The 15690-nt window shown below is 57.0% G+C and carries 15 protein-coding genes; 6 read left to right on the forward strand and 9 right to left on the reverse strand.

Annotation, left to right across the window (positions count from 1 at the left end):
* Positions 1-29: 29 nt before the first annotated feature.
* Positions 30-500: a protein CreA gene (gene creA / locus AC4OVS_RS18940; RefSeq protein WP_003856503.1), complete on the reverse strand. Its 471-nt coding sequence runs from the start codon at positions 498-500 to the stop codon at positions 30-32.
* A 214-nt stretch (positions 501-714) separates the two neighbouring features.
* Here creA and robA point away from each other — a divergent pair, with 214 nt between their 5' ends.
* The gene (robA, locus tag AC4OVS_RS18945) at positions 715-1584 is read left to right on the forward strand and encodes an MDR efflux pump AcrAB transcriptional activator RobA (protein ID WP_003856504.1); all 870 of its coding nucleotides are present in this window, start codon (positions 715-717) and stop codon (positions 1582-1584) included.
* Here the strand turns inward: robA and gpmB are convergent.
* Positions 1581-2228, reverse strand: coding sequence for a 2,3-diphosphoglycerate-dependent phosphoglycerate mutase GpmB (gene gpmB, locus AC4OVS_RS18950; RefSeq protein ID WP_006810187.1), 648 nt, complete (start codon positions 2226-2228; stop codon positions 1581-1583). The genes robA and gpmB overlap by 4 nt on opposite strands.
* A 48-nt stretch (positions 2229-2276) precedes the next feature.
* Between gpmB and yjjX the strand changes: the two genes are divergently transcribed.
* Positions 2277-2792: an inosine/xanthosine triphosphatase gene (yjjX, locus tag AC4OVS_RS18955; RefSeq protein WP_022646994.1), complete on the forward strand. Its 516-nt coding sequence runs from the start codon at positions 2277-2279 to the stop codon at positions 2790-2792.
* A gap of 27 nt (positions 2793-2819) precedes the next feature.
* Here yjjX and trpR read toward each other — a convergent pair whose 3' ends face one another.
* Positions 2820-3149 (reverse strand): trp operon repressor, encoded by a 330-nt coding sequence (gene trpR, locus AC4OVS_RS18960; RefSeq protein WP_003856511.1) that lies wholly within the window; start codon positions 3147-3149, stop codon positions 2820-2822.
* Positions 3150-3204: 55 nt separating this feature from the next.
* A complete protein-coding gene (sltY, locus tag AC4OVS_RS18965; protein ID WP_023305413.1) occupies positions 3205-5142 on the reverse strand; it encodes a murein transglycosylase in 1938 nt (645 codons plus the stop codon).
* Positions 5143-5368: 226 nt separating this feature from the next.
* Between sltY and ettA the strand changes: the two genes are divergently transcribed.
* Entirely contained in the window at positions 5369-7036 is a 1668-nt protein-coding gene (ettA, locus tag AC4OVS_RS18970; protein ID WP_014882470.1) for an energy-dependent translational throttle protein EttA, read from the forward strand.
* Between the two features lie 126 nt (positions 7037-7162).
* Here ettA and AC4OVS_RS18975 read toward each other — a convergent pair whose 3' ends face one another.
* Positions 7163-8062, reverse strand: coding sequence for a LysR family transcriptional regulator (locus AC4OVS_RS18975; RefSeq protein WP_199125676.1), 900 nt, complete (start codon positions 8060-8062; stop codon positions 7163-7165).
* 107 nt (positions 8063-8169) lie between these two features.
* On the opposite strand from AC4OVS_RS18975, the gene AC4OVS_RS18980 reads away from it, so the two are divergent.
* Positions 8170-9171 carry a zinc-binding alcohol dehydrogenase family protein gene (locus tag AC4OVS_RS18980; RefSeq protein WP_180243521.1) on the forward strand — a complete coding sequence of 334 codons (1002 nt, stop codon included), beginning with the start codon at positions 8170-8172 and terminating at the stop codon, positions 9169-9171.
* A gap of 111 nt (positions 9172-9282) precedes the next feature.
* Here AC4OVS_RS18980 and nadR read toward each other — a convergent pair whose 3' ends face one another.
* From nadR to serB, 3 genes are all read right to left on the reverse strand, one after another.
* The gene (gene nadR, locus AC4OVS_RS18985; RefSeq protein WP_003856522.1) at positions 9283-10515 is read right to left on the reverse strand and encodes a multifunctional transcriptional regulator/nicotinamide-nucleotide adenylyltransferase/ribosylnicotinamide kinase NadR; all 1233 of its coding nucleotides are present in this window, start codon (positions 10513-10515) and stop codon (positions 9283-9285) included.
* 35 nt (positions 10516-10550) lie between these two features.
* Entirely contained in the window at positions 10551-11936 is a 1386-nt protein-coding gene (gene radA, locus AC4OVS_RS18990; protein WP_003856523.1) for a DNA repair protein RadA, read from the reverse strand.
* Positions 11937-12011: 75 nt separating this feature from the next.
* Positions 12012-12980 (reverse strand): phosphoserine phosphatase, encoded by a 969-nt coding sequence (gene serB / locus AC4OVS_RS18995; protein WP_003856524.1) that lies wholly within the window; start codon positions 12978-12980, stop codon positions 12012-12014.
* Between the two features lie 117 nt (positions 12981-13097).
* Here serB and AC4OVS_RS19000 point away from each other — a divergent pair, with 117 nt between their 5' ends.
* Both AC4OVS_RS19000 and lplA read left to right on the forward strand, forming a co-directional pair.
* Entirely contained in the window at positions 13098-13742 is a 645-nt protein-coding gene (locus AC4OVS_RS19000) for a YtjB family periplasmic protein (protein ID WP_015572615.1), read from the forward strand.
* A 39-nt stretch (positions 13743-13781) separates the two neighbouring features.
* A complete protein-coding gene (gene lplA / locus AC4OVS_RS19005; RefSeq protein WP_337257895.1) occupies positions 13782-14798 on the forward strand; it encodes a lipoate--protein ligase in 1017 nt (338 codons plus the stop codon).
* A gap of 61 nt (positions 14799-14859) precedes the next feature.
* On the opposite strand, the gene deoD is transcribed toward lplA, so the two are convergent.
* A complete protein-coding gene (gene deoD, locus AC4OVS_RS19010; RefSeq protein WP_003856538.1) occupies positions 14860-15579 on the reverse strand; it encodes a purine-nucleoside phosphorylase in 720 nt (239 codons plus the stop codon).
* Positions 15580-15690: the final 111 nt, after the last annotated feature.

Genomic DNA, 15690 nt, shown 5'->3' on the forward strand with positions numbered 1-15690 from the left:
AAAACGGCGCTTTTGCGCCGTTTTTTTTATCAATGCCACGGCATAATCGGCACCGCGCTAATCGCGTTTTTCGGTGAGCCTTCCACGACTTTGTCGGAATAAGCCAGATAAGCCAGTGTGTTGCGCTTCGCGTCATAAAAACGGACCACCTGTAGCTTTTTGAACACCAGCGAGGTCCGTTTCTGGAATACAACGTCGCCCTGCGCTTTGCCGTTTTTAATTTTGTCACTCAATTCCACCGGACCAACCTGCTGGCAGGAGATGGCCGCGTCAGACGTGTCTTCAGCCAGCCCCAGGCCGCCTTTAATCCCGCCGGTCTTCGCCCGGCTGACATAGCAGGTGACGTTTTTAACGTCCGGATCGTCAAAGGCCTCCACCACAATTTTGTGGTCCGGCCCAAACATTTTAAACACGGTGTCCACGGAGCCAATTTGCTCCGCCTGTGCCACGCGCCCTGCCATCAGCGCCAGTGCTGCAAAGACTAAAACCTTGTATTTCATATTGTTACCATTCATAAAAATTACGCTGAGCGATTATTCAACAGGTTAGATAAAAATGTAGCAAGATCACAGGATTAGAATATATCCGCATTTAAATCACCACAAAAAGCATTTATGCGCAAAAAAAACACTGAATGCTAAAACGTCAAAAAATGCTATTATCCGCTAACCTGTAAACAGGCACCTGCGGCAGTTTTAAGGATGAGGATAGTATATGGATCAGGCTGGAATTATTCGCGACCTGCTCACCTGGCTGGAAGGTCATCTCGACCAGCCTTTGTCACTGGATAATGTGGCGGCAAAAGCAGGCTATTCCAAGTGGCATCTGCAAAGGATGTTCAAGGATGTCACCGGTCATGCTATCGGTGCCTATATTCGCGCACGTCGTTTATCAAAGTCTGCTGTCGCGTTGCGCCTGACCGCGCGACCAATCCTGGATATTGCCCTGCAATATCGCTTCGATTCACAGCAAACCTTCACTCGCGCCTTTAAAAAACAGTTCTCGTTAACGCCAGCGCTTTATCGCCGCTCGCCGGACTGGAGCTCCTTTGGTATGCGTCCGCCGCTGCGTCTGGGCGAGTTTGCGATGCCAAAATATGAAATCATCACCCTGCCGGAAACGCACCTGGTCGGCACCACGCAGAGCTACTCCTGTTCCCTGGAGCAGATCTCCGAGTTCCGCCATCAGATGCGCGTTCAGTTCTGGCGCGAATTTTTAAGCCATGCTCCGGCGATCCCGCCGATTCTGTATGGCCTGAACGAAACGCATCCCAGCCAGGAAAAAGACGACGAGCAGGAGGTGTTCTATACCACGGCGCTGACGCCTGACATGGCGAACGGTTACATTCATGGCTCGAAGCCTGTCGTGCTGGAAGGCGGCGAGTATGTGATGTTCTCATACGAAGGGTTAGGAACGGGCGTTCAGGAGTTCATCCTGACCGTTTACGGGACCTGCATGCCGATGCTGAATCTGAATCGCCGTAAAGGTCAGGACATTGAGCGCTACTATCCGGCGCAAGATGCAAAACCGGAAGAAGGCCCTATCAATCTGCGTATGGAATTCCTGATTCCGGTACGTCGTTAACGCTGCAACTCATCCAGTGCAGGGGCATCAAGATGCGAAATGTCCCCTGCCATCTCAACCACCCACCCCGATGCCAGCCAGGCACTTTCCTGATAGTCGATACGGGAAATGGAACAGTTGCGCAGACGCAAACGGCGTTCGGCGTAAGCTGGCAGCCCCAGAATGGTACTCACCAGGCAACCCAGCGCGATACCGTGGCTCACCAGCAGCGGTCGGCTACCTGCCGGGAGTTTCAGGCACTCGGCCAGCGCGGCATGCATGCGCACGCTCAGCTCCTGCATGGATTCCCCCTCAGGGATGCGACCATCTTCAGTGCCGTTCACCAGCGTGCGACGCCAGCCTTCTTCGGTTTCCGTCAGCGTATCGATAGGGCGTTTTTCCAGCACGCCCATATCCAGCTCGCGCAGGCGCGGTTCAAGGGTCACGTCGCAGCCACAGGCATCGGCGATGATGCGTGCCGTCTGCTGCGTGCGGCCTAAATCACTGGAGATGACGTGAGTGATACCCAGCGTTCTGGCGCGCTCCGCCACCTGCCACGCTTGCTGCACACCTTTGTCGGTGAGAGGACTGTCTGACTGGCCTTGAATACGTCGCTCGGCGTTCCACTGCGTTTCACCGTGGCGAACAAGGTATACCTGTAACATGCTTTTTTTCCGTTATACTGCGATGAATTTTTTAAATCGAGCTTAATTATGCACCATGTTGTCTCTGCTACCACCAATCCTGCCAAAATTCAGGCAATTCTAAGGGCATTTGAAGAGATCTTCGGCGAAGGATCCTGCCATATTGACGCCGTCGGCGTCGAGAGCGGTGTGCCGGAACAGCCGTTTGGCAGCGAGGAAACACGCGCTGGCGCACGAAATCGCGTGGCGAATGCAAAAGCCGCCGCGCCAGATGCTGACTTCTGGGTCGCGATTGAAGCAGGTATCGACGAAGGGGCGACCTTCAGCTGGGTTGTCATCGAAAGCCGCGAGCAGCGCGGCGAAGCGCGTTCAGCCACGCTGCCGCTGCCGGAGGTCATACTGGAGAAAGTCCGCGCGGGTGAGGCGCTGGGGCCGGTAATGTCGCACTACACCGGCATTGATGAGATTGGTCGTAAAGAGGGGGCGATTGGCGTCTTTACCGCGGGCAAGCTCACCCGTTCGAGCGTTTACCACCAGGCCGTTATTCTGGCGTTAAGTCCGTTCCATAACGCGATTTATCGTTAAGTTTGTAGGCCGGATAAGGCGAAGCCGTCATCCGGCGTTTTTCAGCAATACCGCTTCAAGCCACTGACGCAGTTCAACCGGCGCCGACTTCAGGCTGTTTGAACCCCGGGTAATCGTCGCGATGCCCGCGCCCAGCTCGTTTTTCAGTTCACGCTGGCTCATTTCGCCACGCAGCAGTTCCTCAATAATGCGTACCCGTGTACCCAGCGCTTCACGCTCGTCTGGCGTCAGCATCAGCTGTAGCAAGGGTAAATGCAGATCTTTGTCGTAAGACTGGCGGAGCAACTCCACAAAACGAAGCCACTCCTGATGACGCTGTTCGGCCATGGCCGAGGAATACGGGGAATGCTGGGTCATGTTATGCTGCCTCTTGTACTCATTAGCGAGTACAGCATAACACAACCCACGCCGATCAGTAACGTCTCTGCCACTCGGCATCGCTCATCAGGGCATCTTTCTCCCCCATGAAGTGCCGATAGTAGGCGTCATACGCCAGCACGTTCTTCACATATCCGCGCGTTTCCGAGAACGGAATGCTCTCGACGAACGCCACGGCGTCGAGTCGCCCTGCGCTGTTACCAAGCCATGTCCGCACGCGGCCTGGCCCGGCGTTGTACGCCGCTGACGCGAAGATACGGTTATTACCGAACTGCTGATAGACGTACTGCAAGTAGCTGGTACCGATGTTGATGTTGGTCTCCGGATCCAGCAGCTGGGACGGGCTGCTGTAGCCTGGGATATTAAACATCTTCACCGTGTGCGTCGCGGTGCCCGGCATAATTTGCATCAGGCCGCTGGCCCCCACCGGCGAACGCACTTTCGGGTTCCAGGCGCTTTCCTGACGGGCAATGGCCATCGCGTAGCTTTGCGGAATATCTTTGCCGCTGGTGTAGCGATCGAACAGATCCTTATAAGCCAGCGGGAAACGCTCTTCGAGATGATCCCACAGCTTGCCGGCGATCGTCGCCTGCACGCTCAGATCCCACCAGCGATTATCAAACGCATAGCGGGCAAGCTGCGCCTTCTCGTCGGTGGTACGGCTGGTGACCAGGTTGGCCCATTCGCTGCGCGCGGTATTATCCAGATTCCAGTACATCAGCTCGCGCACGCGCGCCATTTCCGGACCCTGCGTCAGCGCCGGGTTCGCGTTGGCTGGCGCTTTGTCGATCTTCAGGGTGTACTCCTCGCCCAAACGCTGCGCCGCCGCCATCGGGTAGAAGCCGCGCTGCTGCATCAGGGAGTGGAGGATCGCTTTGGCTTCGTCTTCACGACCACGCTCCAGCAGCAGGTCCGCCTGCCAGTAACGCCATTCATCTTTCTCTTTAGCATCCATCGGCAGGCGCGCCAGCCAGGTATTGAGGCCACGACGATCGCCCGTTCCCAGCGCCATGCGCACGCGACGCTCCACCAGCGAGACAGAGTTTGAACGCATTACCGCGTCGTCACGCCAGCGCGCCTGTTCGTCGGTGACATCTGTTCCCATCAGTCGCCATGCCACAATATCGCGCAGTTCCTGGGTTTGATCGTCATTAAGCTGCTGGGCCTGCACCAGCTGCGGGATCATCAGCCGGGCGTTTTCCACATCCTCACGCGCCACGCTGGAAAAGGCCACCGCCGCCATCTGGCGGGTAAAATCGGTCGCGCCGGTGGTACGCGCAAACGTCAGCACGGTATTGGGATCGTTTGCCAGACTGATAACGGCAGAGGCAATGGTCTGATAATCCGCGGGCATCTGGCCCGCCAGCACGGTGACCAGCCGGGTGTTACCGGCCTTCATCGCCAGGCGAATACGTTCCAGGTAAGAGAGCGGATCCTGCTTGCCCGAGGCGCGCCAGGCGCTGAACAGCGGGTCACAGGCGTTTGGCTGGCTTTTGCCCGTCAACCACAGCTCTTTCGCGCCGGTCCAGGCTTCCTCCTGCTGACCGGTCGCCCATTTCGCATAATAGTAATTACACTGCGCTTCCGTCGCGCCCGGCTTATCCGGGCTGAAAGCCAGCAGGCCGCGCCAGTCTTCGCGACGGGCCAGCTCGTTCACAAACCGTGACTTCAGGGTGCGCGCAGGCGGCAGTGTCGGGTTCGCCTGAATGAAGTTATTTACGGTGACGGTCGGTTGATTCATGAGATCATCAGTGATCTGACGATACTCCAGATACGGATACAGCGGATAATCCTTCAGCGTCGGCATCAGCGCCTGCACGGTATCCATCTGCTTGTTGTCCCATGCCTGCTTAATCTGGGCATAGCGGTTACGTTGTTCATCCAGTGAATCGGCATGCACCGCCTGGCTTACCGCCATTACGCATACGCTGGCAGCCAGCAGACGCCAGACCACCCGTTTGGCTTTTTCCACAAGCTCTTCCTCATTGTTTTTCGTCAGTTGCAGCGTCTTGCCACGTTAAAGTTACCTCAACTTATGCTAACCAGGCATCCCACAACGCGCCACGTCATGGACACTTTTTTACCTTTCTTGCGCGTTTTAACACTCCCGACGTTCCTGGCTGGGATTAGGGCGTGAAAAAGGCTACACTTCGAGGCTGAAATTCATTCTCATCACGATAAAAGAGGCGAAGTCCAACGTGGCTCAATTCGTTTATACCATGCATCGTGTCGGCAAAGTTGTCCCGCCGAAACGTCATATTCTTAAAAATATCTCGCTGAGCTTTTTCCCGGGCGCAAAAATCGGTGTTCTGGGTCTCAACGGTGCCGGTAAGTCCACCCTGCTGCGCATCATGGCCGGCATCGATACAGACATCGAAGGTGAAGCCCGTCCGCAGCCTGGCATCAAGATCGGCTACCTGCCGCAGGAACCTCAGCTGAACCCGGAACACACCGTGCGTGAATCCGTTGAAGAAGCGGTATCCGAAGTGGTTAACGCCCTGAAAGGTCTGGATGAAGTGTATGCCAAATACGCCGAGCCGGATGCGGACTTCGACAAACTGGCCGCTCAGCAAGGCAAATTTGAAGAGATTATCCAGGCGCACGACGGTCACAACCTGAACGTGCAGCTGGAGCGCGCGGCAGATGCCCTGCGTCTGCCGGACTGGGATGCGAAAATCGCGAATCTCTCCGGTGGTGAACGCCGCCGCGTGGCGCTATGCCGCCTGCTGCTGGAAAAACCAGACATGCTGCTGCTCGACGAACCGACCAACCACCTGGATGCGGAATCCGTGGCGTGGCTGGAACGCTTCCTGCACGACTTCGAAGGCACCGTGGTGGCAATTACCCACGACCGCTACTTCCTCGACAACGTGGCGGGCTGGATCCTGGAGCTGGACCGCGGTGAAGGGATTCCGTGGGAAGGCAACTACTCTTCCTGGCTGGAGCAGAAAGATCAGCGTCTGGCGCAGGAAGCGTCTCAGGAAGCGGCGCGCCGTAAGTCTATTGAGAAAGAGCTGGAGTGGGTTCGCCAGGGCGCGAAAGGCCGTCAGTCCAAGGGCAAAGCCCGTCTGGCACGCTTCGAAGAGCTGAACAACACCGAATACCAGAAGCGTAACGAAACCAACGAACTGTTTATCCCGCCTGGAGCACGTCTGGGGGATAAAGTGGTTGAAGTGACCAACCTGCGTAAGTCATACGGCGACCGCCTGCTGATCGACGATCTGACCTTCTCCGTACCGAAAGGCGCTATCGTCGGCATCATCGGTCCGAACGGCGCGGGTAAATCCACCCTGTTCCGCATGATGTCCGGTCAGGAACAGCCTGACAGCGGCTCTATCACCCTGGGTGAGACCGTGAAGCTGGCCTCCGTTGACCAGTTCCGTGACGCGATGGACAACAGCAAAACCGTGTGGGAAGAAGTCTCCGGCGGTCTGGATATCATGCGTATCGGCAACACCGAGATGCCAAGCCGCGCCTATGTTGGCCGCTTTAACTTCAAGGGCACCGACCAGGGCAAACGCGTGGGCGAGCTGTCTGGCGGTGAGCGTGGTCGTCTGCACCTGGCGAAGCTGCTTCAGGTTGGCGGCAACGTTCTGCTGCTCGATGAACCTACCAACGACCTGGACATCGAAACCCTGCGCGCGCTGGAAAACGCCCTGCTGGAATTCCCGGGCTGCGCCATGGTTATCTCGCACGACCGCTGGTTCCTTGACCGTATCGCAACCCACATTCTGGACTACCAGGACGAAGGTAAAGTGGAGTTCTTCGAAGGTAACTTCACCGAATACGAAGAGTACAAGAAACGCACGCTGGGCGCAGACGCGCTGGAGCCGAAGCGTATTAAGTACAAGCGTATTGCGAAATAAAAGCAAAACGGCAACTTCGGTTGCCGTTTTTTATGTTTGTTCCCTCTCCCCGTGAGGGGGCCAGAGTGAGGGCATCAGGCCGCACAGTGTGTAGGCCGGGTAAGGCGAAGCCGCCACCCGGCTTTTTTATTTGCCCACGTAATACCGCTTCACCTCATCAAACTGCATCGCAAAGTCGATATAGCTCATCAGCGCAGGCGAATTGAGCTTACGGCTCGGATAGGCCAGCCAAAGATCGTTCCCCTCAACGCGCCACTCCGGTAGCACCTTTACCAGCGCGCCCTTTTCGATTTTATCTTCCAGCAGGAATGCGGGTAACAGCGTGATCCCCGCCCCGGCAATGGCGCATTCTCGGGCGTACACCAGGTTATCCGTCATGTGGGCGTTATCCGGCAGGTAGCGGTAATCCACACTCTCGCTTCGCAGAAGCCACTCCGACCATGCCCGGTGCGTAATGCAGCGGTGATCCACCAGCTGTCGTGGATGGATTAACGGCGCCCGACGTGCCAGATAGTCAGGCGAGGCCAGCATGTAGCGCGGACAGTGCCCAATCATGCGGCCAATCAGGGAAGAATCCTGCGGTTTGCCGGTGCGCAGCGCCACGTCAAAGCCCGACTCGACCAGATCCACCACATCGTCTGAAATTGATACATCCAGCGACACGTCAGGGTAGCGAAGCTGGAACTCGGCATTCATATGCGCCAGCAGCGTCGCGCCAATCCCTGCCGGACAGGTGATCCTCAGCCGTCCGCTGGGGTTTTCTCGCAGCCGCTGAATGGCATACTCCGCGCGCTCGCTGGCCGCCAGCATCTCGCGGCAGTGCACCAGATAGTGCTCGCCCGCAAACGTCAGGCTTATTCTGCGCGTCGTGCGGTTAAGCAGGCGGATCCCCACCTGCTGCTCCAGCTGGCTAATGCGCTGGCTGACGCTGGATTTCGGCAGTTCAGCCTTCTGCGCCGCCGCAGTAAAGCTGCCCATCTCAGCCACCAGCGCAAACAGCGCCATATCCTGTAGCTGTTTAAACATGATTGTTCACCCTGTACGAACGCTGAGTTCTTGATTGTCCATCTTATCATGCAGCTGACCACTTAATAGACTAGCCTCAACACAACGCATTCATTGAGGAGAACACCATGTCTGTTAAAGCCATTGCCGTTAACCCAGAAAATCCCTCCACCTTCGTTGAAATCATCCCGCCGATGCCGCAGCCCGGCGAGTACGATCTGCTGGTGGAGGTGAAAGCCGTCTCCGTAAACCCGGTGGACACCAAGGTACATGCAGGCATTGCTAAAAGCGGGCTGAAGGAGCCGCGCATTCTCGGGTGGGATGCCAGCGGGATCGTCAAAGCCGTCGGGCCTGGCGTCACCGGATTCAAACCGGGTGACGAAGTATGGTACGCGGGGGATATCACCCGACCGGGCAGCAATACCACGCACCAGCTTATCGATGCGCGCATTGTCGGGCACAAGCCTGCAAACCTTGGCTGGGCCTCTGCGGCAGCACTGCCGCTGACGGCGCTCACCGCGTGGGAAGGCCTGTTTGAACGGCTGAAGATTCAGGATGCCGACGCAGATAAAACGCTGCTGATAATTGGCGGCGCGGGTGGAGTCGGATCGCTGGCGATCCCGTTTGCGAAGCACAACAGCAAGGTGAAGATCGTCGCAACCGCCTCACGAGAAGATTCCGGCCGGTGGTGTCGCGATCGCGGGGCTGACGTTGTCGTAAATTACCGCGACCTGAAGGGTGAACTGGCGAAACAGGGGCTCACCTTTGTGGATTACATTTTTATCCTCAACGACACCGACGGGCACTGGGATGCGGTCAGCGATCTGATTGCCCCTCAGGGACACATTTGTTCCATCGTTGAAAATGCGCATCCGCTAAACCAGGACAAGCTGAAGTCCAAATCTGCCGCCCTGCACTGGGAATTTATGTACACCCGCAGCATGTACCAGACCGCGGATATGGCGCGCCAGGGCGAGATTTTAAATGAGGTGGCGAAGCTGGTGGATAACGGCGTGGTGGAAAGCTCGCTCAGCGAAACGCTGCACGGGCTGAGCGTGGAAAGCATTACCGAAGCGCACCGCATGGTGCTAGAGGGGCATATGCGTGGGAAAGTGGTGGTTGAGTTCTGAGTGGTTTGTTCCCCCTCACCCTGCCCTCTCCCCACGGGGGAGAGGGTAAAGACAGCTCCGTGCGATCCCCTCTCCCCTTTGGGGAGAGGGTTAGGGTGAGGGGTAAGTTTTTTACCCCTGCTCACCCATCATCTCTTTCACCAGCTCGACGCAGCGCAGGAAACGGGTGTCGTAATCCGACTCTTCCACATGCACAAACTCAACGTTGTTCTCGTTGAGCATCTCCACCAGCATGGTCTGGAACTCACGCCTGTCTACCGAGCTGCCCAGGCTGCGCATACCGTCGGCTACCCATGGGGTGTTGTTTTCCAGCAGGATAACCAGATCAAAGCGGTATTCATCAATCAGCGCCTGCACAAACGGGTGCTCGCGCCCCTCGTACTTTTTACAGAACGCCTGCGTGGTGACGAAATCGGTATCAATAAAGGCGACTTTATTGGCGTATTTCACCGCGAAATCAATGTACTGGGCATGACCAAGCGCGATTTTATCGTAGTCGGAATACTGTAATGCCATCTCGTCACCACCGAGGTGTGAGAAGACGTAATCGCGGCCATACTCCCACGCACTGGTGGTATTGAAGATATTCGCCAGCTTATTCACCAGCGTCGATTTCCCGCTGGACTCGCCGCCGAGGATCGCCACCGTACGCACGAAGAATGGCTTCACCTCGGTCGGAATGTAGTCCCAGTAGCGGAACGGGTTCTCGCGGATCTGCGCCCCGCTGATGTTCATAAAGGTGCGTTTAGGATCGATCAGCACGGTTTCGATGCCCAGATGCTCGCGGAACTGCGGCGCGTCGGACTCTTCAGAGGTGTAGATCCAGTTAGGCGCAATGCCCTTCTCTTCCATAAACGCTTTGATGCCGTTGCTCCATACGTCCCAGCCGTGCGGGTACGGCTCCATGCCCTCTTCGTTAAAGGCATGAATACGAATATTTTTCTGATACTTAAAGGTCTGAAGCAGCCAGCGCAGGCGATCCGGCACGGTGGGCTGCTGCGACATGGCGCTGTCTTCAAACAGCTGGCGATCGCGGGTTTCATCATAACCCATGATGATATGCAGCTCGTCGACCTGGCTACAGGCGCGCTGGATCAGATAGATATGCCCGGTATGCAGCGGGTAGAACTTACCGAACACCACGCCAATGTTCTTTTGCATCCGCGGAAATTCAAGCCCCAGAAAACGGTGCAGCGCTTCCAGCTTCTGCGCGCTGGGGCTTTTGATTTTGGCGTTCAGCAGTTGGCTCAGGTAGCCCTTGGTCATGCCGCTGGCGTCCGCTACCTGCTGTAATGTGCAACCCTTCTGGCGGATAGCGGTCTTGATGTAGTCAAATGATGACATAAATTACGGTGCCTCCTGCAAAATCGAATACGTAATTATAAGTCGTCAAAGACATTTAACGCATCTGCGAGTTTTTTAACGCCAAAAACCTGCATCCCTTCCGGGATTTTTTTCGGCACGTTGGCGGCCGGAACAATTGCGCGGCGGAAGCCATGTTTTGCCGCTTCGGAGATACGCTCCTGACCGCTCGGCACCGGGCGAATTTCGCCCGCCAGCCCTACTTCGCCAAATACCACCAGATCCTGCGGCAACGGTCTGTCGCGCAGGCTGGAGACCATCGCCAGCAACAGCGCCAGATCCGCGCTGGTTTCCGTAACCTTCACCCCACCAACCACGTTGACGAACACGTCCTGATCCGCCATTTGCAGGCCGCCGTGACGGTGCAACACCGCCAGCAGGATCGCCAGGCGGTTCTGTTCCAGACCGACCGCCACGCGCCGCGGATTACCCATCATCGAGTGATCCACCAGCGCCTGAATTTCAACCAGCAGCGGACGCGTCCCCTCCCACAGCACCATCACCGAACTACCGGACGTAATTTCGTCGCCACGGCTCAGGAAGATGGCCGACGGGTTGCTGACTTCGCGCAGCCCCTGCTCGGTCATGGCAAACACGCCCAGTTCATTCACCGCGCCGAAGCGGTTTTTATGGCTGCGCAGGGTACGAAAACGGGAATCCGCATCGCCGTCGAGCATCACCGAGCAGTCGATACAGTGCTCAAGCACTTTCGGGCCGGCCAGCGAGCCGTCTTTGGTGACGTGGCCCACCATCACTATCGCTACGCCGCGCGTTTTGGCAAAGCGCGTTAAGTACGCAGCCGTTTCACGCACCTGCGCCACGCTCCCCGGTGACGACTGAATGTCCGCCATGTGCATCACCTGGATGGAGTCGATCACCATGAGCTTCGGCTGCTCTTCTTCGGCGATCATGCAGATCTGCTCGATGCTGGTTTCCGAGAGCATATTCAGATTGCCGGTCGGCAGACCGAGGCGGTGCGCGCGCATCGCCACCTGCTGGAGTGACTCTTCGCCCGTGACGTACAGGGTTTTCATCTGTTCGGCGAGCTTGCAGAGCGTTTGCAGCAGCAGGGTCGATTTACCCGCGCCCGGGTTACCGCCGATCAGAATAGCGCTGCCCGGCACTACGCCACCGCCGAGCACGCGGTCAAATTCTTTGAAGCCGGTTGAGAAGCGCGGCAGCGCCTCAAGGCTGATATCCGAAAGTTTTTGTACCTTCGACACGCCTGCATTGCCCGCATAGCCGCTCAGCCGTTCATTGCGGGCCACGCTCGGCGAAGCCGCCACACCACGCACTTCGGTGATGGTGTTCCAGGCATGACAGGCGCTGCATTGCCCCTGCCAGCGCGGATAATCCGCACCACATTCATTACAGACAAATGCGCGTTTTGGAGCTTTCGCCACGGTTTACCTCGTTATTTCTGTGCGGTCTGCGCGCCGGATAGCGCTGACGCTTACCCGGCCTACAAAAGCAGGCCGCTATTTTTGATTAATGCTGCCGGAGAGAATGCAGAACACGCCCATCAGGTCAGCATGACGGATAGTGACTTCCGTCTTTTCATTCACTTTCGGCTTGGCGTGGTAGGCAATACCCAGTCCGGCAACTTTGATCATCGGCAGATCGTTCGCGCCATCGCCGATGGCGACGGTCTGTTCGACCGGAATGGCGTATTTCTCCGCCAGACGCGTCAGCGTATTGGCTTTGTACTGCGCATCCACGATGTCGCCAATCACTTGTCCGGTGAGTTTGCCGTCCATGATCTCCAGCTCGTTTGCCACCACGGTGGTCAGACGCAGCTTGTCACGCAGGTAATCGGCAAAGAAGGTGAACCCACCGGAGGCAATCGCCACTTTCCAGCCGAGCGTCTCCAGCTTGAGCACCAGCTGCGTCAGCCCTGGCATCAGGGGCAGTTCATCGCGCACCTGACGCAAAATGTTAGCATCGGCCCCCTTCAGGGTCGCCACGCGCTGTCTCAGGCTGGCGGTGAAATCCAGCTCGCCGCGCATCGCGCGCTCGGTGACTTCAGCCACCAGCTCGCCGCTGCCCGCCAGTTTAGCAATCTCGTCAATACACTCGATCTGAATGGCGGTAGAGTCCATGTCCATCACCAGCAGGCCCGGCGTTTTCAGATGCGGGATCTTGCCGAGCGGGGCTACGTCCAGCCCGGCGTCGTGCGCCAGACGCGTGGCGCGCTGCGTCAGGGAACCCGCCAGGCGAATAACCTGATAATCTTCCACGCACCAGGCCGCAACGATGACCATCGCTGCGCCCAGTTTAGTTTGATACTGGGTGAGGCGTTGCTTATCCAGGCCGCGTCCGTACAGCAGCCAGCCGCTACGGCCAGCGTGGTAATCGAGAGGCATCACCTCATCGCCACTTAAAGAGAGCGGCAATCCTGGCCATAAAGAGACATCCGTTGGCAGGTCGCACCAGGTAATGTTCGGCATTGAAGCTCCTGTAATTTCGTTCGCGCCGGAAGGTTCCAGAGGGAAAATAACGCATGAGGCTACCCTGTAACCATCACTTCTGGCAACATTAAGCCGTAAATTTTAAGCAGGTGGAATATGGCTCGCGCAAAACTGAAATTCCGGCTTCATCGCGCCGTGATTGTCCTGATCTGTCTCGCACTATTAGTGGCGCTTATGCAGGGGGCATCCTGGTTTAGCCAGAATCACCAACGACAGCGTAACCCACAGTTTGAAGAACTGGCCCGTACGCTGGCGCGCCAGGTGACGCTCAACGTTGCGCCGTCTATGCGCACCGAAACGCCGGATGACAAGCGGATAGCCCAGGTATTGCGCCAGCTTACGGAAAACAGCCGCATTCTGGATGCGGGCGTGTACGATGAACAGGGCGACCTGATTGCCCGCGCGGGTGAGCATGTCGACGTGCGCGACAGGCTGGCGCTGGACGGCAAAAAAGCTGGCGGTTATTTCAATCAACAAATCGTTGAACCCATTCAGGGCAAGAATGGCCCACTCGGCTATTTACGTCTGACACTCGACACCCACACCCTGCCAACCGAAGCCAAACAGGTGGATAACACCACCAATATTTTGCGCCTGATGCTGCTGCTCTCGCTGGCGATTGGCGTGGTACTGGCGCGCACGCTGCTGCAAGGCAAGCGCACCCGCTGGCAGCAGTCGCCGTTCCTGTTAACCGCCAGCAAGTCAGTTCCCGAAGAGGAAGAGAGCGAGAAGAAAGAATAGTGATAAAGTAGGCGGATGATTCGGAAAAGGAACTCTGCCATGTCGACGTTACGCCTGCTTATCTCTGACTCTTACGATCCCTGGTTTAATCTCGCGGTAGAAGAGTGCATCTTCCGCCAGATGCCCGCCACCCAGCGCGTCCTGTTTCTCTGGCGCAACGCTGATACGGTCGTTATTGGCCGCGCGCAAAATCCGTGGAAAGAGTGTAACACCCGCCGTATGGAAGAGGACAACGTCCGCCTGGCGCGCCGCAGCAGCGGCGGCGGTGCGGTGTTCCATGATCTCGGCAACACCTGCTTTACCTTTATGGCGGGCAAGCCGGAATACGACAAAACCATCTCGACCTCCATTGTGCTCAACGCGCTCAATTCGCTCGGCGTGACGGCTGAAGCCTCGGGTCGTAACGATCTGGTGGTGAAAACACCTGAAGGCGACCGGAAAGTGTCAGGCTCAGCCTACCGCGAAACGATGGATCGCGGATTCCACCACGGCACATTATTGCTGAATGCCGATCTGAGCCGTCTGGCAAACTATCTGAACCCGGACAAGAAAAAGCTCCAGGCGAAAGGCATTACCTCCGTGCGCGGTCGCGTGGCGAATCTGGTGGATCTGCTGCCGGGGATTACTCATGAGCAGATTTGCGACGCGATCCGTGAAGCCTTTTTCAAGCATTACGGTGAACGCGTAGAAGCCGAGGTGATTTCTCCGGATAAAACCCCGGACCTGCCCAACTTCGCGGAAACCTTTGCGCGCCAGAGCAGCTGGGAGTGGAACTTCGGTCAGGCACCGGCGTTTTCACACCTGCTGGATGAGCGATTTACATGGGGCGGCGTTGAGCTGCACTTTGACGTGGAGAAGGGCCATATCACCCGCACGCAGGTCTTTACGGATAGTCTCAATCCTGCACCGCTGGAGGCGCTGGCCGCACGTTTACAAGGCTGTCTGTATCGGGCGGATATGTTGCAGCAGGAGTGTGATGCATTAATTGGGGATTTTCCGGAGCAGGAAAAAGAGCTGCAGGATGTATCGGCGTGGATTGCTCAGGCCGTGCGCTAAGTGCAAACTGGTGCCCTCACCCCAACCCTCTCCCACAGGGAGAGGGAGGGAAGAGACAGAATTACTCTTTATCGCCCAGCAGAACGGATTCCAGCGCGATTTTGATCATGTCGTTGAAGGTGGTCTGACGCTCGGCAGCGGTGGTCTGCTCGTGAGTACGGATATGGTCAGACACGGTGCAGATGGTCAGCGCTTTCGCACCGAATTCAGCCGCCACGCCGTAGATACCGGCCGCTTCCATTTCCACGCCCAGAATGCCGTATTTTTCCATCACGTCGAACATGTCGCCTTCTGGCGAGTAGAACAGATCGGCAGAGAACAGGTTGCCCACGCGCGCGTCAACGCCCAGCGCTTTTGCTGCGTCAACCGCGTTACGCACCATGTCAAAGTCAGCGATGGCCGCAAAGTCATGATCTTTAAAGCGAATGCGGTTGACTTTAGAGTCGGTGCACGCGCCCATGCCGATCACCACGTCACGCAGCTTAACGTCCATGCGCACCGCGCCGCAGGAGCCGACACGGATGATTTTCTTCACGCCGAAATCGGTGATCAGCTCTTTGGTATAGATGGAGCAGGATGGGATACCCATGCCGTGACCCATCACGGAGATTTTGCGGCCTTTATAGGTACCGGTGAAGCCCAGCATGCCACGCACGTTGTTCACTTCACGCACGTCTTCGAGGAAGGTTTCTGCAATGTGTTTCGCGCGCAGCGGGTCGCCCGGCATCAATACGACGTCAGCGAAATCACCCATTTCTGCATTAATGTGAGGAGTTGCCATCTTCAGTTCCTTTTACATTGTTGTTTTTGCCGGGTGGCGGCTGCGCCTTACCCGGCCTACATTCTGTTCTCCCTCTCCCTGTGGGAGAGGGTCGGGGTGAGGGCATCAGGC

This window comes from Enterobacter sp. 4974935, assembly GCF_058661735.1.